This window comes from Pseudomonas sp. UF-293, assembly GCF_058245595.1.
In genome coordinates this window covers 39,207-63,902 of record NZ_JBSICA010000026.1, presented here as the reverse complement: position 1 = coordinate 63,902, position 24,696 = coordinate 39,207, and the positions used below count along the sequence as shown (strand labels likewise).

General features: G+C 58.0%; 18 protein-coding genes and 1 pseudogene. 10 read left to right on the top strand and 9 right to left on the bottom strand.

Annotated elements, in window-relative coordinates; all coding sequences use genetic code 11:
- Positions 1 to 8: 8 nt before the first annotated feature.
- From AC4IHP_RS22200 to AC4IHP_RS22185, 4 genes are all read right to left on the bottom strand, one after another.
- Entirely contained in the window at positions 9 to 326 is a 318-nt protein-coding gene (locus tag AC4IHP_RS22200) for a helix-turn-helix domain-containing protein (protein ID WP_122602120.1), read from the bottom strand.
- A complete protein-coding gene (locus AC4IHP_RS22195) occupies positions 316 to 663 on the bottom strand; it encodes a type II toxin-antitoxin system RelE/ParE family toxin (protein ID WP_262136717.1) in 348 nt (115 codons plus the stop codon). The genes AC4IHP_RS22200 and AC4IHP_RS22195 overlap by 11 nt, the downstream gene beginning before the upstream one ends.
- Positions 664 to 725: 62 nt before the next feature.
- A complete protein-coding gene (locus AC4IHP_RS22190; protein ID WP_490832754.1) occupies positions 726 to 1,043 on the bottom strand; it encodes a helix-turn-helix domain-containing protein in 318 nt (105 codons plus the stop codon).
- A gap of 93 nt (positions 1,044 to 1,136) precedes the next feature.
- Positions 1,137 to 1,904: an AraC family transcriptional regulator gene (locus AC4IHP_RS22185; protein WP_490832753.1), complete on the bottom strand. Its 768-nt coding sequence runs from the start codon at positions 1,902 to 1,904 to the stop codon at positions 1,137 to 1,139.
- A gap of 112 nt (positions 1,905 to 2,016) precedes the next feature.
- Between AC4IHP_RS22185 and AC4IHP_RS22180 the strand changes: the two genes are divergently transcribed.
- Together AC4IHP_RS22180 and AC4IHP_RS22175 are read left to right on the top strand one after the other, a co-directional pair.
- Entirely contained in the window at positions 2,017 to 2,829 is an 813-nt protein-coding gene (locus tag AC4IHP_RS22180; RefSeq protein ID WP_490832752.1) for a sulfite exporter TauE/SafE family protein, read from the top strand.
- 223 nt (positions 2,830 to 3,052) lie between these two features.
- Positions 3,053 to 3,361, top strand: a pseudogene (locus tag AC4IHP_RS22175) (hypothetical protein); the annotation flags it as partial.
- Between the two features lie 3 nt (positions 3,362 to 3,364).
- On the opposite strand, the gene AC4IHP_RS22170 reads toward AC4IHP_RS22175, so the two are convergent.
- The gene (locus AC4IHP_RS22170; RefSeq protein ID WP_490832751.1) at positions 3,365 to 4,351 is read right to left on the bottom strand and encodes a hypothetical protein; all 987 of its coding nucleotides are present in this window, start codon (positions 4,349 to 4,351) and stop codon (positions 3,365 to 3,367) included.
- A 260-nt stretch (positions 4,352 to 4,611) separates the two neighbouring features.
- Here AC4IHP_RS22170 and AC4IHP_RS22165 point away from each other — a divergent pair, with 260 nt between their 5' ends.
- A complete protein-coding gene (locus AC4IHP_RS22165; protein ID WP_490832750.1) occupies positions 4,612 to 5,424 on the top strand; it encodes an HNH endonuclease in 813 nt (270 codons plus the stop codon).
- Here AC4IHP_RS22165 and AC4IHP_RS22160 read toward each other — a convergent pair.
- From AC4IHP_RS22160 to AC4IHP_RS22150, 3 genes are all read right to left on the bottom strand, one after another.
- Complete coding sequence (locus tag AC4IHP_RS22160; RefSeq protein WP_490832749.1) at positions 5,390 to 5,950, bottom strand: BRO-N domain-containing protein; 561 nt, start codon at positions 5,948 to 5,950, stop codon at positions 5,390 to 5,392. The genes AC4IHP_RS22165 and AC4IHP_RS22160 overlap by 35 nt on opposite strands.
- Before the next feature lie 348 nt (positions 5,951 to 6,298).
- The gene (locus AC4IHP_RS22155; protein ID WP_016773579.1) at positions 6,299 to 7,549 is read right to left on the bottom strand and encodes a ribonucleotide-diphosphate reductase subunit beta; all 1,251 of its coding nucleotides are present in this window, start codon (positions 7,547 to 7,549) and stop codon (positions 6,299 to 6,301) included.
- A 550-nt stretch (positions 7,550 to 8,099) separates the two neighbouring features.
- Positions 8,100 to 8,360 carry a DUF2790 domain-containing protein gene (locus AC4IHP_RS22150; RefSeq protein WP_016773580.1) on the bottom strand — a complete coding sequence of 87 codons (261 nt, stop codon included), beginning with the start codon at positions 8,358 to 8,360 and terminating at the stop codon, positions 8,100 to 8,102.
- A 409-nt stretch (positions 8,361 to 8,769) separates the two neighbouring features.
- Here AC4IHP_RS22150 and acs point away from each other — a divergent pair, with 409 nt between their 5' ends.
- The 7 genes from acs (at position 8,770) to argR (ending at position 16,821) form a co-directional block, all read left to right on the top strand.
- Positions 8,770 to 10,725 carry an acetate--CoA ligase gene (acs, locus tag AC4IHP_RS22145; RefSeq protein WP_039757973.1) on the top strand — a complete coding sequence of 652 codons (1,956 nt, stop codon included), beginning with the start codon at positions 8,770 to 8,772 and terminating at the stop codon, positions 10,723 to 10,725.
- 715 nt (positions 10,726 to 11,440) lie between these two features.
- Positions 11,441 to 12,214 carry an ABC transporter substrate-binding protein gene (locus AC4IHP_RS22140; RefSeq protein WP_024014020.1) on the top strand — a complete coding sequence of 258 codons (774 nt, stop codon included), beginning with the start codon at positions 11,441 to 11,443 and terminating at the stop codon, positions 12,212 to 12,214.
- Positions 12,215 to 12,305: 91 nt separating this feature from the next.
- Positions 12,306 to 12,995 (top strand): ABC transporter permease, encoded by a 690-nt coding sequence (locus AC4IHP_RS22135; protein WP_016773583.1) that lies wholly within the window; start codon positions 12,306 to 12,308, stop codon positions 12,993 to 12,995.
- Positions 12,992 to 13,690 carry an ABC transporter permease gene (locus tag AC4IHP_RS22130; protein ID WP_016773584.1) on the top strand — a complete coding sequence of 233 codons (699 nt, stop codon included), beginning with the start codon at positions 12,992 to 12,994 and terminating at the stop codon, positions 13,688 to 13,690. The genes AC4IHP_RS22135 and AC4IHP_RS22130 overlap by 4 nt, the downstream gene beginning before the upstream one ends.
- Entirely contained in the window at positions 13,690 to 14,802 is a 1,113-nt protein-coding gene (locus AC4IHP_RS22125; RefSeq protein ID WP_490832748.1) for a succinylglutamate desuccinylase/aspartoacylase family protein, read from the top strand. Before AC4IHP_RS22130 ends, AC4IHP_RS22125 begins: the two co-directional genes overlap by 1 nt.
- Before the next feature lie 27 nt (positions 14,803 to 14,829).
- A complete protein-coding gene (locus tag AC4IHP_RS22120) occupies positions 14,830 to 15,594 on the top strand; it encodes an ABC transporter ATP-binding protein (RefSeq protein ID WP_460120859.1) in 765 nt (254 codons plus the stop codon).
- A gap of 246 nt (positions 15,595 to 15,840) precedes the next feature.
- A complete protein-coding gene (gene argR, locus AC4IHP_RS22115) occupies positions 15,841 to 16,821 on the top strand; it encodes a transcriptional regulator ArgR (RefSeq protein WP_041479242.1) in 981 nt (326 codons plus the stop codon).
- A gap of 7 nt (positions 16,822 to 16,828) precedes the next feature.
- Here argR and AC4IHP_RS22110 read toward each other — a convergent pair whose 3' ends face one another.
- Positions 16,829 to 24,601 carry a dermonecrotic toxin domain-containing protein gene (locus tag AC4IHP_RS22110; RefSeq protein ID WP_490832747.1) on the bottom strand — a complete coding sequence of 2,591 codons (7,773 nt, stop codon included), beginning with the start codon at positions 24,599 to 24,601 and terminating at the stop codon, positions 16,829 to 16,831.
- Between the last annotated feature and the right edge of the window lie 95 nt (positions 24,602 to 24,696).

Sequence of the window (24,696 nt, the reverse complement as noted above, 5' to 3'; positions counted from 1 at the left end):
CGTTCGCCTCAAGCGAATACCACCTCAATACGGCCCTCTTTCCGTGATCGGGGGGCCGATTTGACTACAATTTGCACATCTCGTCCGAGACGTGAAAGGCATTCCATCATTTTGGCCTCACTGATTCCGCGAAATTTGCCACGCAGCATTTCGGAAAGCTTGGGCTGTGAGAGTCCCAAGATTTCTGACGCCTGAATCTGAGTGAGATGACGCGCCTTAATGATTGCGCCAATTTTCGCTGCGAGCTGCGACTTCACCTGCATTTCACTTGCATTGGGTAAGTCCAGATCGTGATAGACGTTTCCGCTACCTACTTCAATCTCCATGGTTTTCTGATCCTTTCGCATGTTCCTGGGCGGCTCGAAGTCTGTTTCTGATCAGATCAATGTCCGACTGGGCGGTTTTAATCCCGCTTTTCGACTTTTTCTGAAAGCAGTGCAAAACGTAAATTGCACTGCCAAAACGAACCGTATAAATGGCGCGGTAGGTGTCGGTGTCGAAGTCTTCTATCAACTCCAGGACACCTGCGCCTCCGAACCCTTTCAATGGCTTTGCATCTGAATACTTCAGGCCACATTGAGCCAGATCCAGTGCGTGACCAAAAACGTCTTGGACCTCTGTGGGCATCTGCTTGAGATCTTTTTTACTACTGCAGACCCACATAAGCGGCTTCCTTGCACTCATGCGAAATATACCTATTTTGGAATAATTATCAAATTGCCATTTCAGTCAGCCATCGCAAAATCCCCACGCCCCACCGATTCCCCCGCCATACCCTGCGCCCTGACACTGCGCCCCGGTGCAAACCCCGGGAAGAACACCAACCCCTGTGCTTCAAACCGATACGCCAGTGCCAGTCTCGCGGCGTCCGCTACGTTCAGTTGCGCTTCGAACCGCTGGATATCTGCCACCGCCACCTCGGCCTCGCGCGACAGTTGTTCAACGCTCCAGCCCAGCATGGCGCGGGCCTGGACGCAGTGGGTCGGGGTGAATTGGAAAAGGGCAATGCGTTCGAGGACGTGGTTCATCGCAAGAGAGGCCATGGTGTGCTCCGGGCTCAAAAGTGCTGATTGAAAATGTACTGTGTTTTTGTACAGTTGTTTTCGGCCGGGATCAAACGCAATTTTTGAATTTGCCTACTTCGCCGGCTCTAACCAGACGGACGGTGCCTGACCCAGCACTCGCCGAAACATCGAGGAAAACGCCGCCGGACTCTCATAGCCGAAGTCCAGAGCAATCCGCGTCACGGATTCCCCTGCGGCCAGCCGTGCCAGTGCCTGAATCACGCAGGCTTGCTGGCGCCACTGACGAAAGCTGAGCCCGGTCTGCTGCCGAAACAATCTGTTAAAGGTACGCAAGCTTATGTGTAACTGGTCCGCCCAATGCTGCGGGGATTGATGGATGTTGGGCATGTTCAGAAAGGTCTGACACAGACTGAGGAGCTTTCCTTCGACGGGCATAGGAATGTGTAGGGGAAGGGGCGCACTGCGCGTCAGTTCATGCAACAGCAAGTTGATCAGCATACCGTCGCGGCCGGCCTGGTCGTACATCAGCGGCACGTCCACCGCTTCCATCAGCAAATGCCGCAGCAGCGACGACACGCTCAGCACTTGGCAGTCCGGGCCCAAATCCACCGGGCCCGGTTCGATATAGAGGCTGCGCGTGCTCACCCCGAGCATCAACACCTCATGGGCCACGCCCGACGGAATCCACACCGCGCGTTGCGGCGGCACCACCCAATTACCGTTCTGAGTGCTGACCTGCATCACGCCTGTTGCGCCGTAGAGCAATTGCCCACGGCGATGCGTATGAAACGGGAGTAGGTGGCCGTGGGAATAATCGGTACCGATGGCCACGACCGGGCGAGGCGTGTCATCGAGCTGATTGATCGAAATATTGCGCATCAGGCGTGTTCCAGCGATTGGCGTAAACGCGAACATTATTGGCCCAACCACTGAAGCCGGCCAGTGCATCGCGCTCTAATGTCCTGGGCTTTCCCGATCCTGAACGCCCACCATGTTCTACCTCCTGCTTGCACTGTTCGGCTGTCTCACCGGCATCAGCGCCGTGCTCTTCGGTTTCGGCGGCGGCTTCGTTATCGTGCCGCTGCTCTATCGCGTGCTCACCGCTAGCCACGCAACTGACGACCTCATCGCACAATCGGCCATGCACATTGCCGTAGCCACTTCGACCTGCGTGATGATCGTCAACGCCCTGATCGCTACACGCAAACACCAACGTGCCGGCAATCTGCTCCGGGAATACCTTTGGCCATTGGGCGGGTTTATTGGCGTGGGCGCTGTCGTTGGCGCCATTGCTGCGATGTGGGTCAGCGGCGAAGTGATCCGCTACGCATTCATCGCCTACCTGGGCGTGACCATCGTCGATTGCCTGCTGCGTCGAGGATTTCTCGCACAGCCCCAAACGACAATCCCACGGCGACTGACCACAAGGGAAACATCCGCCGGCGGCGTAGGCATCGGCGCCATCGCGACCTTCCTCGGCGTAGGAGGAAGCGTCATGACCGTGCCGCTGCTGCGCCGCTGCGGCCTGAGCATGTCGCAAGCGACGTCCATGGCCAATCCGCTCAGCGTGCCGGTAGCGCTGGCCGGCACGCTGACGTACATGGCGCTGGCCGGTTTCACTGGGGCTGATTTGGGCGTTTGGTATGTAGGGTATGTCGATGTGTGGGCGTTTGCGCTGCTGACGGTTGGTTCGTTGCTGGGGGTCAGATTGGCTGCGCCGTGGATAGGGCGGATACCGGATCGGGTGCATGCGCGGGTGTACATCGCGCTGCTGACTATCGTGATGCTGGGCATGCTGCTCTAGTAGAGCCTCGATTCCTGCGCGCATACTTCGCAGCCTCATTCATTCAAGGATCGATCCATGCTCAAGGGACTGATGCGCTTGGCACCATACGCTGCTGTGCTGTTCTCATTGATTTCCATCGCCCATGCCGAATAAGGCCCGCGTGTCTTTACCGGTACGTTGGGCAAGATGCCGATTGTGGTTGAACTCAACACCACGCAGCAGGATGAAGTAACTGTGGATTGGTGAACCTGATAGCGCAGCCACCGAATACGATCAGCTGAAAGTCATGGCGCCGTGGCTGGTCAAACAGTTCACCACGCTGTACCCCGAGGAAATGGAAAAGCCCGCCGAAGACGATGGCGGCTGCGACTACACCGATGAAAGTGTTTGGGGTTACTCCAACTGGCACTTCACGCCGAAGGGGATTTACCTGGGCGCTTACTTCGCCCGCATCCAGCGCAACTGCGACAACCCCGATTAGCCAGTGCTGCCGTACTCGCTGGTCAACCAACACCGTGGCGAAGCCAAACTGCAACTACCCAAAGGCTAGCCATCACTCCAACCCCGGCGCTTCACGAATAATGAAGTGATCCAGGTTTTCGATATTGGCATTGAAGACCTCGAAAGGCTTTTCGGGGTTCTTCTTGCCGGGCACCTGCTTCAACTCCGGTGTTACGCCATAGAAGAAACAGAACAACGCCTTGTCGCTATCCACCGCGTGCTTGATCTCCTCCAGAAACGCCTTGCGCTTGCGGTAGTTGTCGATCAGCTTCTTGTTCAGATAAACGCTGACCGGATACGGCTTCTTCTTACTGTCTTCGGGCTTCTTGAACCAAACCTTGTCCTCGAAATCGATCCGAAAACTGGCACTGTGGAAGTCCTCGATCTTCTTGATCCGCCCCCAGTAAATCAGCCCCTTGTTGTCCGTCAGATATTCAATCTTTTTGAAGAATGAACTGTACGGCGCCGTATGCTCGCCGACCTTCAACGGCATGCGCTTGAGCAACTCCTTGTCCGCGAAGTTCGAAACAAAGCACTCCACCGGATGCGCAAACACACTGGTCTTGTCCGGCGCCGACTCACGACCCGCCGACTCTTTACCACTCTCCGCCGCCACCCGCACCGGGTCATCGCGCAACACATCCGCCGCCCCCGCTGGCGCGACAGGCTTGCGCACATACTCACGCCGGGTAAGCAACAACTCTGATGGGAAGTGTTCCTCACGCCCGTCATCCACCTCGCCATCCGCCGCCTCAACGCCAGACGCCGACGCCTTCAAACTCACGTACGGACAACCCGCCACATGCTGCGTCGTGGGCAGATTCTTGAAGTGCGGCGTGCGCACGTAATTCACATTCTTGGCATTGAACGTACCCAACTCGTTGGAAGCCTCGAACGCCGAACGACAAGCATCGTTGGGGCACTGGAAGTGTTCCTTCGCAGAGTCAAACGCCACCGTCTCATCGAAATTGAGATCGCGAACATCATAGATCGACAACTTGTCGTCGAGGCTGAGGCAGTAGGCGAGATCGAATTTCATGGTGGGGCTCGGTTCCTTGAGTGGGGGAGGGGTATTAATAGCGGGAGGTGCGTGGTGGTGCACCTACTAATTCTTTTTTTGCTGCAGTGAAGTGGTCATTTTGTAGACTTCGCTAAAGCATTCTAGAGAGAGATGTGGAACACATGTCTCACCGAACGACTGAAGCGTTGGCTTGAGTCAGTCGTGAGAGCCTTCCGTAAGTCGTGTAGGACTTTTCTCTAGATTTGGTAATCTCTAGCCTCTGATAAGAGGATGAGTGGATGCCAGCCGTAATTGCCGAGAATGATTTGTCAAAATGGGCCGATCAAACTGGGGTCCTCTACCACTTCCCGAAGCGGTACAAGGAAATCCTTATCCAGGGAACAGAGGTTATCTACTACAAAGGGAAACTGAAAAATAAGGCTTTCTCAGCGTTACGTTTGAGTTCTGCGCCTCACTATTTTGGCTTAGCCCGCATAGGAAGGGTGTATGCAGACAGGAACAGTAAGCGAGGAGACCTGTTTGCCTCTATTGAGGATTTTCGTCAGTTTGAGTTGGCAATCCCAATAAAGCTTGAGGGGGAGTACCTTGAGCAAATTCCCTCAAATCTAAAGAATAATTACTGGCGTAACGGTGTTCGGTCCATTGATCAAACCGTGTTCGACCGGATCTCATCCAATGCTGTGCTGACGCCATCGCAGGCAGATGACTTCATCCAGGCTGACGGTACAGAGGATTTTGAAACCGTAATCGTTGGTACTGAAGGTAAAAAATCTACTTATTACGGTGTGAGATACGAGCGCTGTCCCAAGCTTAGACGTCAGGCTATCGCTATTCATGGCCTTCTATGCAAAGCATGTGATTTTGACTTTGAAAAAGCCTATGGGGCGCACGCGAAGGGCTTTATTCATGTACATCACGTGAAACCCATTTCCGAATTCGAAGAGGAACAGGTTGTCGATCCAGTGACTGACCTTATTCCTCTCTGTGCAAACTGCCATGCAATTGTTCATAGAACGCCTCAGCAATTACTGAGTGTTGAGCAATTGAAAGGGCTTCTCAATGGTCGTTGGGTTTTCGATGATTTGACCTAAGCGAATGTTTGGAAAACTGCAACGTATTTACGACCCGCCGCCACCAACAATTAGCTTCGATCGTTCGTCGTCGCGGCTGATCATTTAACAGATAAGGCATATCCCGCAGCCGAATCCACCCCTCATCCTGCCAATGCAGCAAACTCAGTGACATTTCCGGCCAATCCAACAAGCTCAACATTGGCCGATTCGAATGTCCTGAATCTGCAGCGTCGCGCAAGGTTGGCACTACCTCATTGGTCAACCACTCACGCAGCAACCGATTTCCCGGTACGTAGTGATACACCAACAGCGCGTACACCCCAGATTCACTAAGCATCAGTTGCTGTTCGGGCTCTCGAAAGTACTCAATCCACATAATGCGGCGTTGATCGCTATCTAGCTTATTGACCACCCGATCATTCAGATGGAAACCAATCAGGCGGCCGACATCGCGGGCGGAAAACCAAGGCTGGTTTTCCCATAGAAGGGCATGTAGAGAAAGGTTGTGGCGAGAGAAAACAGTTACCGAGCATGGATCCGACATATCTATGACCTCTACGTTATGGATTTTGGGCGGGCCTGACCCCAACGTAGAGCGGACTTAAAAAATCCCAACGAGCAGAGCAGTTGTCACCGACGAATTACGCGTCTGTGTCACTGACGAAGCTTTCTACGTTGGGCGTTTCTTAGGCACCTGCCACAGAGCTTAGTAGCGCTCGCAGCAGGCTTCAATGGGAAGCGACTGTTAGTGCTGTAGGAGATTGAGCGCTGTGACGTAGGCGTAAAAAGGCTCGCCGATCGCCCACAAAAAAGCCCCGATCAGATCGGGGCTTTTTGCTTTCTCGACTTGTCGACTCAGGCAGCAATCGTCAAATCATGCCAACCGAGACTATTAGTCCCAGCTCAACGCACCACCAGTTTGGTATTCGATCACACGAGTCTCAAAGAAATTCTTCTCTTTCTTCAAGTCCATAATCTCGCTCATCCAAGGGAACGGGTTAGTCGTCCCTGGATACTCTTCTTTCAAACCAATCTGCGACAAACGACGGTTAGCGATGAACTTCAGATAATCCTCCATCATCGCCGCATTCATACCCAACACCCCGCGAGGCATGGTATCGCGAGCGTATTCGATCTCCAGCTGCGTACCCTGCAGAATCATCTGGGTCGCTTCTTCCTTCATCTCAGCATCCCACAAATGTGGGTTTTCGATTTTGATCTGGTTGATCACGTCGATGCCGAAGTTCAGGTGCATGGATTCGTCGCGCAGGATGTATTGGAACTGCTCGGCGACGCCGGTCATTTTGTTGCGGCGGCCCATGGAGAGGATTTGGGTGAAGCCGCAGTAGAAGAAGATGCCTTCCAGAACGCAGTAGTAGGCGATCAGGTTGCGCAGCAACTCTTTGTCGGTTTCCGGGGTGCCGGTTTCGAACTTCGGATCGGAGATCGAACGGGTGTACTTCAGGCCCCAGGCTGCCTTTTTCGCGACCGATGGGATCTCGTGGTACATGTTGAAGATTTCGCCTTCATCCATGGCCAGCGATTCGATGCAGTACTGGTAGGCGTGGGTGTGGATCGCCTCTTCGAACGCCTGGCGCAGGATGTACTGGCGGCATTCCGGGTTGGTGATCAGGCGGTACACGGCCAGGACCAGGTTATTGGCTACCAGGGAGTCGGCTGTGGAGAAGAAGCCGAGGTTGCGCATGACGATGCGGCGCTCGTCGTCGGTCAGGCCTTCCGGGTTTTTCCAGAGGGCGATGTCGGCGGTCATGTTGACTTCTTGCGGCATCCAGTGGTTTGCGCAACCGTCCAGGTACTTCTGCCAGGCCCAGTCGTACTTGAATGGCACGAGTTGGTTGAGGTCGGCGCGGCAGTTGATCATGCGCTTTTCGTCAACGGCGACACGGGCGGAGGCGCCTTCGAGTTCGGCGAGGCCTTCGGCGACGTCGAGGGAGTTCAGTGCAGCCTTGGCGCGGGCCACGGCGGCCGAGTCGTCGGCGGTGACGGCGCGGGCTTCGAGCGCAGCGGCGCCGCCAGCGTTGTCGAGGCGGTCCATGTTGGCTTCGCTTGCGTGACCGGCGTTGGCGCCTTTCACGGTTGCGACTTCACTGTCTTCTTTATCGAATTCGTCCCAGCTCAGCATGACGTGTCGTCTCCTGCGTGAGGGCTTGTGCCCGTGTGAAACCTGATGGGTTGGTTTTTCACACGGCCAAACAAGCCGCGTTGGATGTCGTTTTTTGCAGCGCTGCACGCAGGCAAATAAACAGAAATTTTGACGGGTTCCGAGAGCCTCTGATGGGCGCAATCAGCGTCTGGCACTGTTGCGGGGCTTCAGAATGGCTTTTGCTCCCTGTAAGGGAATATTGCTGACCCGTATGGGGCGGCATTATAGGGAAATTTTTACCGGCGTGGTGCGGCGAATCGGCTCATGGCGAGGCCGAGGAGGGGGCGGATTTCGATCCGACCGAGGGATTACAGGGCTTTGCGCGGAGTCGACCCTGGCAGATTTTTTTTCGTTAATTTTTTGGCAGGTGTTTTTTTGTTTAAAAAATAGCCAGAAAATCGGGTTTTTCACTATATCTAGTGTTTTGCAAGCGTTTTTAACGGCTCCAGACACAACTGAGCCCGACCGAAGCCGGGCTGGAATCGACCCTCAATGTAGCGCTGAGCGAACCGATTCGGTGCAGTCTGATTCAGTTTGTGCAGCCATTGCCCATGATGCTGTAGCGCAGGATGTGGCGTTGGCCTTTGGAGTCGTCGTATTCCATTTTTGCCGGTACTACTTCACAGACATTTGGAATTTCGCTCATCGATACAACTTTGGCGATGTCCAGGTGTGTGGAGTAAGTGTATTCCTCGATCACCGGTTGTTGCTGTGCGACATCAGTCGGGACCTCGTCTGCCATGGCGGTTGCGCACAGACTGCTGAGGGCCAGAACCAATAAAGCTTTCATTGCTAATTCACCTTTTTGAGGTCGAGTGGGGTCACGCAACCTTTTTAGGGTTGCGTGTGGAGCTTGGGTATTTGATGCGTTACTTGGAGAGCTGGATTAACGGCCTTCGTGGGGGCTGTAACGTTGTTAATCGCGGTTGCCTTGTTGGCGAGGTGAATTTTAGGGCGGTGGGGCCGGGGTAAACAGAGCAGGTTTTGATAAACACTTTTGGCATATTTGGTAACAATCCCTCGCACGGCCCATGCAGGAGCTGTCGAGTGCAACGAGGCTGCGATCTTTTGATCTTGCTTTGAAGATCAAAAGATCGCAGCCTGCGGCAGCTCCTACAACCATCGTCGAATGGTTCTATGGGCCCCACCCGGCTACAACGGGGTCATACAAAAACAACTATTACACCGAGGTAGGAAAGATGAGTGCGGCTTCTCTGTATCCCGTTCGTCCCGAGGTTCTGGCAAACACGCTGACTGACGAGGCGACCTACAAAGCCATGTACCAGCAGTCGGTCGTCAACCCGGACGGCTTCTGGCGCGAGCAAGCCCAGCGTCTCGACTGGATCAAGCCTTTCACCACGGTGAAACAGACGTCCTTCGACGATCACCATGTCGACATCAAGTGGTTTGCCGACGGCACCCTGAACGTTTCCTACAACTGCCTCGACCGTCATCTGGCCGAGCGCGGCGATCAAGTCGCAATCATCTGGGAAGGCGACGATCCTTCCGAAAGCCGCAACATCACCTACCGCGAACTGCACGAGCAAGTGTGCAAACTGGCCAACGCCCTGCGTGGCCAGGACGTGCACCGTGGCGACGTGGTGACCATTTACATGCCGATGATTCCCGAAGCCGTGGTCGCCATGCTGGCCTGCACCCGGATCGGCGCGATTCACTCGGTGGTGTTCGGCGGTTTCTCGCCGGAAGCCCTGGCCGGTCGCATCATCGACTGCCGCTCGAAAGTGGTGATCACCGCTGACGAAGGCATCCGTGCCGGCAAGAAGATTTCCCTCAAGGCCAACGTCGACGACGCCCTGACCAACCCGGAAACCAGCAGCATCCAGAAAGTCATCGTGTGCAAGCGCACCGGTGGCGACATCAAGTGGAACCAGCATCGCGACATCTGGTACGAAGACCTGATGAAAGTCGCGGGCACCGTCTGCGCGCCGAAAGAGATGGGCGCTGAAGAAGCGTTGTTCATCCTTTATACCTCCGGCTCCACCGGCAAGCCGAAGGGCGTGCAGCACACCACTGGCGGTTATCTGCTGTATGCGGCGATGACCCACGAGCGCGTGTTCGACTACCGTCCGGGCGAAATCTACTGGTGCACCGCCGACGTCGGCTGGGTCACCGGCCACAGCTACATCGTCTACGGCCCGCTGGCCAACGGCGCGACCACCGTGCTGTTCGAGGGCGTGCCGAACTACCCGGACATCACCCGGGTGGCGAAGATCATCGACAAGCACAAGGTCAACATCCTCTACACCGCGCCGACCGCGATCCGCGCGATGATGGCTTCGGGTCAGGCCGCCGTGGAAGGCGCTGACGGCAGCAGCCTGCGCCTGCTCGGATCGGTCGGTGAGCCGATCAACCCGGAAGCCTGGGACTGGTACTACAAGAATGTCGGCAAGTCGCGTTGCCCGATCGTCGATACCTGGTGGCAGACCGAAACCGGCGGCAACATGATGAGCCCGTTGCCGGGTGCCCACGCGCTGAAGCCGGGTTCGGCGGCGCGTCCGTTCTTTGGTGTGGTGCCAGCGCTGGTCGACAACCTCGGCAACATCATCGAGGGGGAGGCCGAAGGCAATCTGGTGATTCTCGATTCGTGGCCGGGCCAGGCGCGTACGCTGTACGGCGATCACGATCGTTTCGTCGATACCTACTTCAAGACCTTCCGTGGCATGTACTTCACCGGTGACGGCGCGCGTCGCGATGCCGATGGTTACTACTGGATCACCGGGCGCGTGGACGACGTGCTCAACGTGTCCGGCCACCGTATGGGCACGGCCGAGATCGAGAGCGCGATGGTTGCGCATCCGAAAGTCGCTGAAGCAGCGGTGGTCGGTGTGCCGCATGACATCAAGGGGCAGGGCATCTATGTCTATGTGACCTTGAAGAACGGCGAGGAGCCGACCGAGCAATTGCGCCTGGAGCTGAAGAACTGGGTGCGCAAGGAGATCGGTCCGATTGCTTCGCCGGACGTGATCCAGTGGGCACCGGGATTGCCGAAGACCCGTTCGGGCAAGATCATGCGCCGCATCCTGCGCAAGATCGCCACGGCGGAATACGACGGGTTGGGGGATATCTCGACCTTGGCGGATCCGGGGGTGGTGCAGCATTTGATTGATACGCACAAGACGATGAATGTTGCTTAAGTAGCAGGTTGCTGTGCTGAAAAGCCCTGTTCGGTGAATGCCGGGCGGGGCTTTTTTGTGTCTGGTGGATTTGTGTCGAGCGGACTGGCCCCTTCGCGAGCAGGCTCGCTCCCACAGTTTGACCGAGTACCGTCAGACAAATGCAGATCCCTGTGGGAGCGAGCCTGCTCGCGAAGGCGATCTGTCAGACACCGCGGTAGTCATCTGTAGGAAACTGCAACACCCCAACCAATAATTATCGATCTGCGCCGTCGGACATTTCCCGCTGTTACCCACCACAACCCAATGTGTAACCGCCCGCCCCGCGACGGGGCGAAGGGAAACGCTGCGCCCCGTTTTAGAGCCTCAAAAGCCTCGCTGAAAAATAAGACATAACGCTGCGCTTGCCGGATTAGAAGGGTTTGCGAATAATGGGCCCGCAACTTGCAATATGTATCGGTTCACTGTCTTTCGCTCTTGCATGAAATTGCAGGGCTGTCAATGAGCTCAAACCGCTTTCTCGGTGCATCTGTAATTAGTTGTCGCATTGAAGAAATATCGGCTTCGGGCCTGTCGTTAGAATGCCGATCACTCGCTCATCGTGGCTGACGTTGAAATCGCCTGCGGTTTCAATGGGAAATTTCCGCCGATGCGCAACCGATTTCCGATTCACCCATTCGCATATTGGGCTGTCGCTCACTCTGCCGTTTTTGCCCTTTACCGATGGAGTCCCAAGATGAAGAAACTTGTGCTGCTTGGCGCCCTGGCACTGTCAGTGCTGTCGCTGAATGCCGTCGCTGACGAAAAACCTGTGAAGATCGGCATCGAAGCGGCTTACCCTCCATTCGCTTCGAAAGCACCGGACGGCAGCATCGTCGGTTTCGACTACGACATCGGCAACGCGCTGTGCGAAGAAATGAAGGTCAAGTGCGTGTGGGTCGAGCAAGAGTTCGACGGCCTGATCCCGGCACTGAAAGTACGCAAGATCGACGCGATCCTGTCGTCGATGTCGATCACCGAAGATCGCAAGAAGTCGGTCGACTTCACCAACAAGTACTACAACACCCCGGCGCGTCTGGTCATGAAGGCCGGCACTCAGGTCAGCGAAGGTCTGGCTGAGCTCAAGGGCAAGAACATCGGCGTACAGCGTGGTTCGATCCACGAGCGTTTCGCCCGCGAAGTCCTGGCTCCACTGGGCGCCGAGATCAAGCCGTACGGCTCGCAGAACGAAATCTACCTCGACGTGGCCGCCGGTCGCCTCGACGGTACCGTGGCTGACGCAACTCTGCTCGATGACGGTTTCCTGAAAACCGACGCCGGCAAAGGCTTCGCGTTCGTCGGCCCGGCCTTCACCGACGTCAAATACTTCGGCGACGGCGTAGGTATCGCGGTGCGCAAGGGCGACGCCCTGAAAGACAAGATCAACACTGCCATCGCGGCCATCCGCGAAAACGGCAAATACAAAGCAATCCAGGACAAGTACTTCGCCTTCGACATCTACGGCAAGTAAGACGTCTCTGCGACAAGTTCGAAATGGCGCAAGCAACAGAATCTCTGCGGTTTGCGCCATTTTTTCATCCCAACTTTCGAGGACCTGAATCATGTTGAAAGGCTACGGGGCTGTCATCCTCGATGGCGCATGGCTGACGCTTCAGCTCGCCTTGTCGTCCATGGCTCTGGCCATCGTTCTCGGGCTGATCGGTGTCGCGTTGCGCCTGTCGCCAGTGCGCTGGCTGGCGTGGCTGGGCGACCTGTATTCGACGGTGATCCGCGGCATTCCCGACCTGGTGCTGATCCTGCTGATCTTCTACGGCGGTCAGGACCTGCTCAACCGCGTTGCGCCAATGCTTGGCTATGACGACTACATCGATCTGAATCCATTGGCTGCCGGCATCGGCACCCTCGGTTTCATCTTCGGTGCGTACCTCTCGGAGACGTTCCGGGGCGCGTTCATGGCGATCCCCAAAGGCCAGGCCGAAGCGGGCATGGCGTACGGCATGAGCAGTTTTCAGGTGTTCTTCCGGGTGATGGTGCCGCAGATGATCCGTCTGGCGATTCCGGGTTTCACCAACAACTGGCTGGTACTGACCAAGGCCACCGCGCTGATTTCCGTGGTCGGTCTGCAAGACATGATGTTCAAGGCCAAGCAGGCGGCGGATGCCACGCGCGAGCCTTTCACCTTCTTCCTCGCAGTGGCAGCGATGTACCTGGTGATCACCAGTGTCTCGTTGCTGGCATTGCGTCACCTTGAGAAGCGCTACTCGGTAGGCGTAAGGGCGGCTGATCTATGATCTTCGACTACAACGTCATCTGGGAGGCACTGCCGCTGTACTTCGGCGGCCTGCTGACCACCCTCAAACTGCTCGCGCTGTCGCTGTTTTTCGGCTTGCTCGCGGCGTTGCCGCTGGGGCTGATGCGCGTCTCGAAAAACCCGTTAGTCAATGGCGCGGCGTGGCTGTACACCTACGTGATCCGTGGCACGCCGATGCTGGTTCAGCTGTTCCTGATCTACTACGGTCTGGCCCAGTTCGAAGCAGTGCGCGAAAGCTTCTTGTGGCCATGGCTGTCGAGCGCGACGTTCTGTGCGTGCCTTGCCTTTGCGATCAATACCAGCGCCTACACCGCGGAAATCATCGCCGGCAGCCTCAAGGCCACGCCGAACGGCGAGATCGAAGCAGCCAAGGCCATGGGCATGTCGCGCTTCAAACTGTACAAGCGCATTCTGCTGCCGTCGGCCCTGCGCCGCGCGCTGCCGCAGTACAGCAACGAAGTGATCATGATGCTGCAGACCACCAGTCTGGCGTCGATCGTGACCCTGATCGACATCACTGGCGCGGCACGTACCGTCAACGCGCAGTTCTACCTGCCGTTCGAGGCGTACATCACCGCTGGCGTGTTCTACCTGTGCCTGACCTTCATTCTGGTCAAGCTGTTCAAACTGGCTGAGCGTCGCTGGTTGAGCTATCTGGCCCCGAGGAAGCACTGATGGAACGTATCGACCACGAACTTCCATGGAGCCATCTGGGCAGCGAGCGCAAGCTGTCGGTATTTCGTTTCGGCAGTGGCGAACGCAAGGCCTACATTCAGGCCAGCCTGCACGCCGACGAATTGCCGGGCATGCGCACCGCCTGGGAGCTGAAAAAACGCCTCGGCGAACTTGAGGCCCAAGGCTTGCTCAACGGTGTGATCGAGCTGGTGCCGGTGGCCAATCCGCTGGGGCTGGGGCAATTGCTGCAAGGCAATTTCCAGGGCCGTTTCGAAGCGGGCAGCGGCAAGAACTTCAACCGTGACTTCGTCGAGCTCAGTGCGCCGGTCGCGGCAGCACTGGGCGACAAGCTCGGTGATGATCCGCATGCCAACATTCGCTTGATTCGTCAGGCAATGAGCGACCATCTGGCGGCGCTGCCGGCCGCTGAAAGTCAGTTGCAAGGCATGCAGCGTCTGTTGCTCAGCCATGCCTGCAGCGCCGACATCGTGCTGGATCTGCATTGCGACTGTGAAGCCGCGCTGCACTTGTATGCGCTGCCTCAGCACTGGCCACAGTGGCGTTCACTGGCGGCCCATCTGGATGTGAAAGTCGGCTTGCTCGCGGAAGATTCCGGCGGCAGCTCGTTCGATGAGGCCTGTTCGGCGCCATGGCTGCGGTTGTCGCGTCTGTTCCCGCAGGCGCAGATTCCGTTGGCCTGTATGGCAACGACCATCGAGCTCGGCGGTCAGGCTGATACCGATCCTGTGCAGACGCAGGCCTGGGCTGAAGGCATTCTGGCGTTTCTGGCCGAGCAGGGCCTGATCAAGGGGGAGTGGCCGAAACCGGCGAATGAACCGTGCGAGGGCATGCCGTTCGAAGGCACCGAAATGCTATTCGCGCCGCATCCGGGCGTGGTGAGCTTTTTGCGCAGGCCCGGTGAGTGGATCGAAGCCGGCGAGGCGCTGTTCGAGGTGATCGATCCGCTGGCGGATCGCGTCAGCACTGTGTGTGCCGGCACGTCCGGGGTGCTGTTTGCCATCGAACGACTGCGTTACGCCCAATCCGGTTTATGGCTGGCCAAGGTGGCGGGGCGCGTGGCGCTGCGCCACGGGCATTTGCTCAACGACTGACTGACTGTTTTTGTGAGAACCGACCGCATGTACAAACTTGAAGTCCAAGACCTGCATAAACGCTATGGCAGTCACGAAGTGCTCAAGGGCGTGTCCCTGAAAGCCGCCGCCGGCGATGTGATCAGCATCATCGGCTCCAGTGGCTCCGGCAAAAGTACTTTCCTGCGCTGCATCAACCTGCTCGAGCAGCCGCACGCCGGCAAGATTCTGCTCAACAACGAAGAGCTGAAACTGGTGGCGAACAAGGACGGCGCGCTGAAAGCTGCTGATCCGAAGCAGCTGCAACGCATGCGTTCGCGCCTGTCGATGGTGTTCCAGCATTTCAACCTGTGGTCGCACATGACCGCGCTGGAAAACATCATGGAAGCGCCGGTTCACGTGCTCGGCGTACCCAAGTACGAAGCGCGCGAAAAAGCCGAGTACTACCTGAACAAGGTTGGCGTGGCCCATCGCAAAGACGCCTTCCCGGGGCACATGTCCGGCGGCGAGCAGCAGCGCGTGGCGATTGCCCGGGCGCTGGCGATGGAACCGGAAGTGATGCTGTTCGACGAGCCGACCTCGGCCCTCGACCCGGAACTGGTTGGCGACGTGCTGAAAGTCATGCAAGCGCTGGCGCAGGAAGGCCGCACCATGGTCGTCGTGACCCACGAAATGGGCTTCGCCCGTGAAGTGTCGAACCAGTTGGTGTTCCTGCACAAAGGCGTCGTCGAAGAAAGCGGCAACCCGCGCGAAGTGCTGGTCAACCCGCAGTCGGAGCGCTTGCAGCAGTTCCTCTCGGGCAGCCTGAAATAAATCAGGGCTGCCGTTGTGCACCAGATTAGGTCATGCTTCGCGACCTTCTGGCTGGCTCAGATTCCCTGTAGGAGCTGCCGAGTGCAACGAGGCTGCGATCTTTTGATCTTGTTTTTCGAAAATCAAAAGATCGCAGCCTTCGGCAGCTCCTACATGGATCTGCGTCGGACTCAGGATTTGTGTTCATTTCCGGGCTAGCATTGGCCCATGCCTTCATCACCGTTGTTCGTTTCGGATTGCCCGCCCATGACTGCCCATCGTATTGGTTTCCTGATTTGGCCCAGCACTAAAGCGTTGACGCTGGCGCTGGCTGAGGAGGCCTTGCGTGTTGCGCAGCGGGTGCACCCGGACGTGGTTTACGAACTGTCGTTCTTGCAGGCCGAGCCGCAGACCGAAGGCGCCTGGCAGCTGCCCGGCGAGCCTTGGGCCGGCAAGCTTGAGAACTTTCAGAAACTCTTTCTGCTCGCTGATGAGCCGCCGACCACTTTGGCTCCGGCGCTGAGCAGTGCGCTCAAGCAACTGGTGCGCGCCGGTTGCGTGATCGGTGGTCTGTCCGCCGGTGTCTATCCACTGGCCCAGCTCGGTTTGCTCGACGGTTATCGCGCCGCCGTGCACTGGCGCTGGCAGGACGATTTTGCCGAGCGCTTCCCCAAAGTCATTGCCACCAGTCACCTGTTCGACTGGGATCGCGATCGCCTGACCGCTTGCGGTGGCATGTCGGTGCTCGATCTGCTGCTGGCAGTATTGGCCCGTGATCACGGTGCGGAGCTGGCCGGAGCGGTGTCCGAAGAACTGGTGGTCGAGCGCATTCGCGAGGGCGGTGAGCGTCAGCGCATTCCGTTGCAGAATCGCCTCGGCTCCAGCCATCCGAAGCTGACCCAAGCGGTGTTGCTGATGGAAGCCAACATCGAAGAGCCGCTGACCACCGACGAAATCGCCCAGCATGTGTGCGTATCCCGTCGGCAGCTGGAACGGATCTTCAAGCAATACCTCAACCGCGTGCCGAGCCAGTACTACCTCGAACTACGCCTGAACAAGGCCCGGCAGATGTTGATGCAGACCAGCAAGTCGATCATCCAGATCGGCCTGTCGTGTGGTTTTTCTTCGGGGCCGCATTTCTCCAGCGCCTATCGCAATTTCTTCGGTGCCACGCCACGGGAAGATCGCAACCAGCGTCGCAGCAGCAGTCCGTTCGAATTGTCGTCAGTGCCACCGGAGCGTGGCTGACCGCCGATCAGTGATAACGGTTGAACTCCACGCCGACGGAAATATCCGACCCGTCGCTGTCATCGAGCGACGGATTCAGGTTGACCCGACCTGCCTGCTCTTCAAGCAAACGCATTTGCCGTGCTGTGTTGTAATCGGTCAGGCGTTGCCGACTCTGCGGATTCAAGATATTGCCGCTGAAGTCGTAGTGTGTCGCCACCTCGCCGGGGCTGGCTGGAAACTCGCTGGGCAACTCGCTGATGATGTTATCGGCCAGATTTACCGACCTCAGACCAGTGAGGTCGAACAGCCCGGCGGGCGTTTCGCTCAGCCCGACGTTGTTCAGACGCAACACGCGTAAATTGCCCAGTCGGCGCAGGTCAGGCGTATTGCCGAGCGGGTTATTGCCCAAATCCAGCGAGACGAGATTGTTCATGCCGGCGATGGCGTCTGCGGTTTGCCGTGAAAGCGTGATCTGGCAGTCGGGCAAGCTCAGGTTCACCAGGGAGTCCAGACCGAGGATTGCGGGCGGGATTTCCCGCAACGGGTAATTGCGAATATCCACCACGCTCAGCTTCGGAAAGAGTTCCACCAGCCGATTGACGCCGGGTGGCGGAATGGCTGTGCTGGACAGCTGCAGCTGTTCGATATAGTCGAAACGCCCGATCAACGGCGGCAGCTCGCCAGTGAATGACAAATCGCAGACAAAGGCTTTGTCCTGCGGCGATTTCGGATAGCGGCGCAGGCGTGCTTCGAGATCTTTCTTGAAGCGTTGCCGGCTGGCTGACTCCCGGCGCAACGCTTCGCCGGTCAGTGGCGTGCGCAAAACCGGGTCGTGCGCAGTCTCGTTGCTCCACGTATCAAGCCGGGTGATCAGGCGCATCATCTCGGTCTGCCGGCGCGCCAGCTCGATACGTCCGTCAGCCAGCGTGCCCGGTAGGCGATACAGCAGGTCATTGGCTTTCAGGCCAGTCAACGATGGATACAGCGATTGAATCAGGCTCAGGTCAGCCTGTTCGCCCCACACGCCAAAATTGTCCCCCGTGGTCTGAAAGGTCGCCTTGATGCGGTCTCTGGATGCCGCTGACAGCGGATTGGCGCCGATGTCCATGCCATGACCGGAGTAAGGAACGAGGTCGTCCGGCAACTCGGTAATGTTATTGTCGTTCAATAGCGCGGTGTTCAGCTGCGGTAGCTGCTCAAGCCCTGCAGGCACGCGGTCGATTCCGGTACGGATCAGGTCGAGGAACCTCAGGCTGGTCAACGCTGAGACGTCGGGGGTGACCTGTAAAGAATTGCCGAACAAGTCCAGCGACTTCAAACGGTCAAGCGTGGACAGCGTCGCTTGCCCCGCCGCATCGAGCGTAATCTGGCATCTGCTCAGCATCAGGGTTTCCAGCGACGGTATCCTCTCCAGCGCTTTCGGGATCCGGCCCAGGGGCATGTCTGTCAGTTCCAGACCATTCAATCCGCTGAAACTTCTAAGGAAACTGTCAGGAGCTGTCAGTCCCGAGTTGCCTTTGATTTGCAGATGGGTGACGTGGCTGAAATCCGCGCTCAACGGCGGCAGTTCGCCGGCAAACCTTGCGTTCGCTTCGAACCTGTCCAGGCGTAATGCCGAGTTCCCGGTGCGTCTGCCGCGCCAGAGCCCTTCGAGTCGCGTACCGAATTGCCGTCTGGCGACAAGCTCCGCCGCTCGCTCTTCGGTGTTCCAGAGTTGTCCTGTGGAAGGGTTGCTGACAGGCACTTGCTCGCACCAGGTGTTGAGGTCGCTGATCATTCCGGCGATTTCCGCTTCCCAGCGCAGCAATTGCGCGGTGCTGGCCTGCAACGTACCGGGGAGACGGTAGATCATGTTGCTGGCCGAGTAATTGTCCAGCAGCGGAAACAGCCTTTGCGCCAGGGCTATATCTTCTGGATCGGGTCTGACCCCAAAGTTGCGACCGTGTCTGGCATGGTATTGCTTGATGAGCTCGCGGGTGGCGCGGGACAGTGGGTTGTCACGCAGGAACATACCTTCAGCGCGTTGTGAATTCGCTTGGAATAAAGCCTCGGGCAGTTCTGTGATGAGGTTGTCATTAAGGTACGCGTGTCGCAAAAGCGGGTGATCGACAATGCCTTCGGGCAGGGCGGTCAGGCCCGTATTCATCAGGAAGATATCCTCCAACGCCGGCATTGCCCGCAGATCCGGGGCCGTGGCCAACGGGTTATTGCTCAGATCCACCAGCTTCAGGGCAGGCCGCGAATTGAGCACATTCTGTCCGGCGCTCGTGAGCCTCACGGCGCAATGAGGCAGGCGCAGTTCCTTGAGTGTCTGCAGGTCTGCGACAAAAGCTGGAATTTCGTTCAGAGCGATGGCTTTGAGCTCTAGAACCTCAAGGTTCGGAAATTGTTCAACTAACGCCCCGATGTTACGGATTGCAGCGTTTCCGCTGAGTTTCAGGTTTGCAACGTGGCTGAAATCCGCCGTCAACCGTGGTAGGTCGCCAATAAACTTCAGGTCGGCTGAAAAAAACGCTCCTCGTTCTCCAGTCTCGCTCGACCGCTGTCGCCATAATGCTTCCAGATTCAGTTTGAACTCGGTACGCGCCACCGTCTGCGCCTGTACATCAACGACGGACAGCAACTGACCGGTAACCGGGTGTGTGGTCGGGATTTGCTGTGTCCACCGCGTGAGATCGAGTTGCATCTGCTCCAGCTCTGCACGCCATTGTTCGAGCTGGGTACGGCTATCCGCCAGGTTGCCGGGCAGGTCATAAATCATATCGCTGGCTTCTTGCTGGTCGAGCTCGGGAAACAGCTGGCGGGCAAGGGCAATATCCTGAGTATCGGCACGCACATCGAAATCGTTTTGATGGAGTCGGTAATAGGATTTGATCTTGTCGCGCGCGGCGGCCGACAACGGATTGTCGGAAAGATAGATGCCGTCGCTGCGAGTCGCCGAAACCTCGAACAGGGCGTCGGGAAGTTCGGCAATGCGGTTGCCGGTCAAAACCGCAATCGGCTGGTTCGGGTGGCTGACCAGTCCATCGGGAACCTTGGTAAGGCCGCTGTTGGAGAGGTCGATATATCCCAGTTCAGGCAGCAGGGTCAGATCCGGAAACGTCCCCAGTGGGTTGTCGCCCAGGTCCAGCCTGCGCAGACTGGTCATGGATACCAGGGCGGCCTGGTTTTCGGGGGTGAGGACGATCCCGCAGTTTTTCAGCTCCAGATCGATCAGCCTGGGCAGGCCGATCCCTGTGACCGCCTGTGGATCCAGTTCGACGTTGTCCAGGCGTAGAGCAGTCAGGTTGGGAAAGCATTCCACGAAACGCGCGACGGCCGTGATGTTCCGATTGCCGCTCAGGTTCAGCTGGGAAATGTGCTCGAAATTGGCGCTGATGACGGGCATCGCGCCGCTGAACTGCGCGAGTGTGTTCAACTCTTCAGTGCGACCAAGTGCGGTCCGGCCGCGCCACAATTGCTCAAGCACCTGGGCAAAGGCGCGTCTGGCCTTTGCCTCGCGAGTGCGTTCATCCACAGGCGTAGGTGTGCCCGACTCCGGACCGGCGGCAGACGCCTGATCGATCCATTGGTCCAGTTCGGACTTCAGTTGGCCGAGCTCTGTTTCCCAGAGCGACAACTGGGCGCGGCCCTCTGCCAATGTGCCGGGTAACCGGTACAACACGGCGGTGGCCTGCTCGGCGTCGAGCGTCGGGAACAAGTCGATGGTGCGTTGCAGGTCTTGCGGCACGGGGCGCACGCCAAAGTGTCTGCCGGTGTGGTTGTAGAAGGTTTTCACCCGTTCGCGAGAGGCGGTCGACAACGGATTGTCAGCAAAGGTGAAGCCATTGCCAAGAGAGCTGGGGAGGTTGAAAAAAACCTCGGGGACGCGCGTGATCCGGTTGCCGTCGAATTGCGCGGAGATCAGCCGCGGGTGATCGAGTATGCCATCCGGCACGGCGTAGAGTCCGGTATTGGACAAGTTGACGTAACGCAGCGAAGGCAGCGAGTGCAAGTCGGGGGGCAGGCCCAGCGAATTGCCTTGCAGATCGAGCAGAGTAAGTTGCGGTAGAGAAGCCAACACCGATTGGGTGGTGGTTGTCAGGCTGATTCGGCAATTGCGCAGTTTCAACTCCCGAAGCGACGGCAGCGAAGTGAGCGCTTGAGGCAGGCTTGGCAGGTTGAGATTGCGCGCATCCAGAGTCTGCAACTGGCTGAAAGATCGCAAAAAACTGTCGAGAGAACCGATGGTGGTGTTGCCATCGATCGCAAGTGCGGTGATGTGACTGAAATCGGCCGACAGGACCGGCAAGTCACCCATGAAACCGTGGGTGAGCAGCACGGCATTGTGCGAAGCCCTGCCCTGGCCGATGACGCTTTCCTGTCGCCAGCCCTTAAGCAATTGTTCCCTGAGCAATCTGCGGTTGCGGATTTCCGCGTCTCGCTCAATGGGCGTGAGCACGCTGCCCGTCTCGGGGTGTCGGGCGGGCGGACTGTTGGCCCAGACCTGCAGGTCGTTCTGCAGTTGCAGGTAATCGTTCTGCAAGCGCAGCACTTGCGCGCGCGGGCCGGACGGACTGGCACGCATGCTTTGCGCGAGTTCCTCGATTCTCCAGTCCGGCAGCCTTGGATACAGGGACCGTATATCTCCCTCAAGAGTGCGCAGTGGCTGCATACCTTCCAGCACGGTCGGCGGGGAAAGACGGGAGTACCCTTCGACACCCAGTAGCCGTAACGTATCGACTTCTGGTGGCGTGACCGCATCGGCCGACAGCACCTGCCGCAGCTCGTGGCGTGCCAGCGTATGTTCGCGAACGGCGATTTTCAGCGACTCTCCCTGACCGATGCGCAGGTCGAGACTCTGGCGCTCACTGTCGGGCAGGGCATAGAGCAGGCTGGAGTAAAAGTCGCTGAACGAATGCAGTGCCTGGCCGCGATCATCATAAGGTTGATAACGACCATCGTCGCTGCGCACGAGGACTTTCTGCCTGGGGGCCTCCTCGCGTCCGATGCTATCGAGCAGCGGGCCGTCGTAGCGACCGTCGCGGATTTCGATGCGCACGTCGCCGCTCCAGCCGGGCAATAGTTTAAGGCTGTGCAGGGCGAGGGCATCGGAATCGGGATTGCTCACCGAGCTGAGCTCCAGCCCTTCGTAGGCGCGGGTCACGCGCACTTCCTGACGGGCCAGTTGCAGCAGCTCCTGTTGATGCGGCGAAATCAGGCCCCGGTGCAGCTGCAACATTTCGCTTCCGGTGGCGGTGTCGAGCAGTTCGCGGGTCACACTGTCCGGTAGCTCGGGAGCGTAGGCCTGGAGCGGCTGCGCCAATGGATCGTCGATGCGCTGCAGCGCCTGATAGCGCGATTCGAACAGCGTGCTTCTGTGGGTTTGCGCAAGGCCGGCCAGTTGCTTGCGCAGGGTCCGGCTGCGAACGTCCAGTGATAGCGTCAGCGCAAAGGGTTCGGCGAGCAAGGCCTTGATTTGCGCTTCGTCGAGGACCGCGAGCAAGGATTTGAGCAGGTCGCCGCCGATCAGCCGATCCTGCCTCAACTCGGTCAGGGGCAGGCTTTCGTCTGCGGAGGATTGCCAGAGCAGTTCACCCTTGCGATCAACCAGACGCAGCCGCCGATTGTTCGGCCAACGGCCATGGTCGGTAAGCAGTTGCAACTGGGTGACCGGATCGGCACGCAAAAAATCTTCAGACGTTTCGCTGTCCATCTGATCGATGAAGCGCTGCAGCTGCTGGTCGATCTTGAAGCGCTGAATGCTATCGGCGAGCAGCGGCGGGACGCGTTCCTGATTGACATGCATTTTGCGCAGGACGTCTTCGCTGGTACCACTGACCTGCAGAATGGTTTCCCGCTCGGCCGGCGAAAAGCTTTCCACCGATGGGCCGAGGCGGCGCAGTGCGGTTTCGCCGTCCCACTCGAGCGGTTGTTCGAGCTCGGTGTGCCAGGCACCCTCTCCGTTGTGGCGGACCAGCGGTTGGTAGGCGTCGGGTCGGCTGGGGTGTTCGATGCGGTACTGCCCGGGTACCGCGTCGGCTTTCACCGAAAAATGCGCATCGTCGACGGCCAGCAGTTGCTTGTCCTGATGGGCGTGCAGACCGAGCGCGTCGGGTTGCGAATCGGCGGGTGGACGCAGTGGGTGCTTGTAACGCTCAAGAGCGGGCTGCCAGTAGCGGGTTTCGCCTTTGGCCAGCTTCACCGGTTTGAAACGGTCGATGAACGCCACGACTTCCTTGGGCAATGCCTTGCGAAATTCGCCCGCGCCAATCGCGCCACCCACCGCAAACAGGCCCAGCTGAATCATCGATTCGACGGTGCCCATCAGGTGTTCGATGGCTTCGGTGTTGCGCCCTTGTGCCCATTCGACGATGCCTTCGAAGGTTTCGTCGAGCAGTTGATAAGCCATGTACGCCATCATCGCTTCGCCCAGCACCGGCACGAAGGGCGCGACGATCAGGGCAGCGGTCTGGGCGATGCTGGAAAGGATATTCACCACCGAATCCCAGAAGGCCCAGCGCGCGCGTTGATCGACCCAGGCCGTCGGGACGGCGATGACTCGGGCATCGTTGAAGACTTTGTTCAGTTTGGCCTGGTGCAGGTGTTGCCACAGACCATCGTAAAACGGCACAAGCGCACTCTGCAGATCGGGCCGCTCCACAGGCGCTTCGCGCCAGGCGGGCAGGGCGCTGCCGGGCTCGGGCCGATGCCATTTGATTTCGCTCAGGCGGCTATTGAGCAGGCCGAAAAAATTGCCGCGCTGCTCGTGGTTGACGAAGCGGCTGAAGAACTGTTGGTACTCCTTGGAGCGCAACTGGCGCGTCAGCTCGACGAGCATCGCCGTCGGCGACGCGTATTCCTTGAACGGGTGCTCGGGGTCGTTCGGCACATAAGCCACGACGCGCGCTGCGTTGCGCGTCATGTACAGATCCGGAGCGAACACCACGATGCCGGTGAGCGAAGCGCAGAGCATCGTCACGTCATGACACAGCATGGGGGCACCGTCGACGTAGATGCCTGTCAGGCCGTCCAGCATGTCGTCGATCAGGCGAAAGTGATTCTCCGATACGTCCCGGTTCATTCGCGCCCACTGCAGCGCGGCTTTCATCGCCGCTTTTTCGCTGGCGTCCAGTCTGGCGCGCAGGCTCGAGGCGAGCGCGGGGTCGGAGTAACCGAGATTTTTTTCCAGGCTGGCCTTGTACTGCGCACCGATATCCAGTCGGCGGCACAGTTGGGTGAACGCCGGGATACTCAGTCTGGCCTTTACCTCTGGCAATGCCTCGAACTGACCGCTCGCCGACGGTGCAGTGGTGAAGGTCGATGCGGCTTCGAAGGCGTATTCATGGGTTTCGCGCTCTTCGAAGTTGTGGAGTGCGGCATCCAGCAACGACACCGTCCACACGCGGGCACCGGTGCTGATGGCAAACCATGGTGTCGTCACCGGAATGTACAAGCGCACAAAGGTTTTTCTGACATCCACGTCGAGGTTCAAGCAGTTTTTCAGTTCCGCTTTGAGCAGAGGCTCGGCGAAAGCGGCGGCGTCCTGCAGATGTTCCAGGTTTTTGTCTATCTCGCTCTGCGCGGTGATAGTCGTCGCAGTGAGTTCTTTCATCACGGCGTGTTGCCCGGCGGGAGCGGACTTGAGCGCCTCAGGCACTAAAGGCGCGCTGTTTTTCAGTGCCTCGCGGCGGGAGGCGGAGGTAGTGCCGAGCCATTGGGGAATCGCGTTTTTCAGCGGTTGATAATGCTCGTCCGGATGTCGTGGTTCGGGCGTCTTGCTAGAGGTTGTCGGTGAGGGTCCATCAGACAGGTGCATGAGCATTCCTTGGCATTGAGAAGAACCCTCAGCAAATCAGCAGCAAGCGCTCGTCGTGCGGTACATATTTATGTCTCTGCCGCGAGGCTGACTTG

What these genes read in the sequence shown, in the direction of transcription:
- AC4IHP_RS22200 (WP_122602120.1), bottom strand. Translation starts at nt 326, where the DNA reads ATGGAGATTGAAGTAGGTAGCGGAAACGTCTATCACGATCTGGACTTA.
- AC4IHP_RS22195 (WP_262136717.1), bottom strand. Translation starts at nt 663, where the DNA reads ATGTGGGTCTGCAGTAGTAAAAAAGATCTCAAGCAGATGCCCACAGAG.
- AC4IHP_RS22190 (WP_490832754.1), bottom strand. Translation starts at nt 1,043, where the DNA reads ATGGCCTCTCTTGCGATGAACCACGTCCTCGAACGCATTGCCCTTTTC.
- AC4IHP_RS22185 (WP_490832753.1), bottom strand. Translation starts at nt 1,904, where the DNA reads ATGCGCAATATTTCGATCAATCAGCTCGATGACACGCCTCGCCCGGTC.
- AC4IHP_RS22180 (WP_490832752.1), top strand. Translation starts at nt 2,017, where the DNA reads ATGTTCTACCTCCTGCTTGCACTGTTCGGCTGTCTCACCGGCATCAGC.
- AC4IHP_RS22170 (WP_490832751.1), bottom strand. Translation starts at nt 4,351, where the DNA reads ATGAAATTCGATCTCGCCTACTGCCTCAGCCTCGACGACAAGTTGTCG.
- AC4IHP_RS22165 (WP_490832750.1), top strand. Translation starts at nt 4,612, where the DNA reads ATGCCAGCCGTAATTGCCGAGAATGATTTGTCAAAATGGGCCGATCAA.
- AC4IHP_RS22160 (WP_490832749.1), bottom strand. Translation starts at nt 5,950, where the DNA reads ATGTCGGATCCATGCTCGGTAACTGTTTTCTCTCGCCACAACCTTTCT.
- AC4IHP_RS22155 (WP_016773579.1), bottom strand. Translation starts at nt 7,549, where the DNA reads ATGCTGAGCTGGGACGAATTCGATAAAGAAGACAGTGAAGTCGCAACC.
- AC4IHP_RS22150 (WP_016773580.1), bottom strand. Translation starts at nt 8,360, where the DNA reads ATGAAAGCTTTATTGGTTCTGGCCCTCAGCAGTCTGTGCGCAACCGCC.
- acs (WP_039757973.1), top strand. Translation starts at nt 8,770, where the DNA reads ATGAGTGCGGCTTCTCTGTATCCCGTTCGTCCCGAGGTTCTGGCAAAC.
- AC4IHP_RS22140 (WP_024014020.1), top strand. Translation starts at nt 11,441, where the DNA reads ATGAAGAAACTTGTGCTGCTTGGCGCCCTGGCACTGTCAGTGCTGTCG.
- AC4IHP_RS22135 (WP_016773583.1), top strand. Translation starts at nt 12,306, where the DNA reads ATGTTGAAAGGCTACGGGGCTGTCATCCTCGATGGCGCATGGCTGACG.
- AC4IHP_RS22130 (WP_016773584.1), top strand. Translation starts at nt 12,992, where the DNA reads ATGATCTTCGACTACAACGTCATCTGGGAGGCACTGCCGCTGTACTTC.
- AC4IHP_RS22125 (WP_490832748.1), top strand. Translation starts at nt 13,690, where the DNA reads ATGGAACGTATCGACCACGAACTTCCATGGAGCCATCTGGGCAGCGAG.
- AC4IHP_RS22120 (WP_460120859.1), top strand. Translation starts at nt 14,830, where the DNA reads ATGTACAAACTTGAAGTCCAAGACCTGCATAAACGCTATGGCAGTCAC.
- argR (WP_041479242.1), top strand. Translation starts at nt 15,841, where the DNA reads ATGACTGCCCATCGTATTGGTTTCCTGATTTGGCCCAGCACTAAAGCG.
- AC4IHP_RS22110 (WP_490832747.1), bottom strand. Translation starts at nt 24,601, where the DNA reads ATGCACCTGTCTGATGGACCCTCACCGACAACCTCTAGCAAGACGCCC.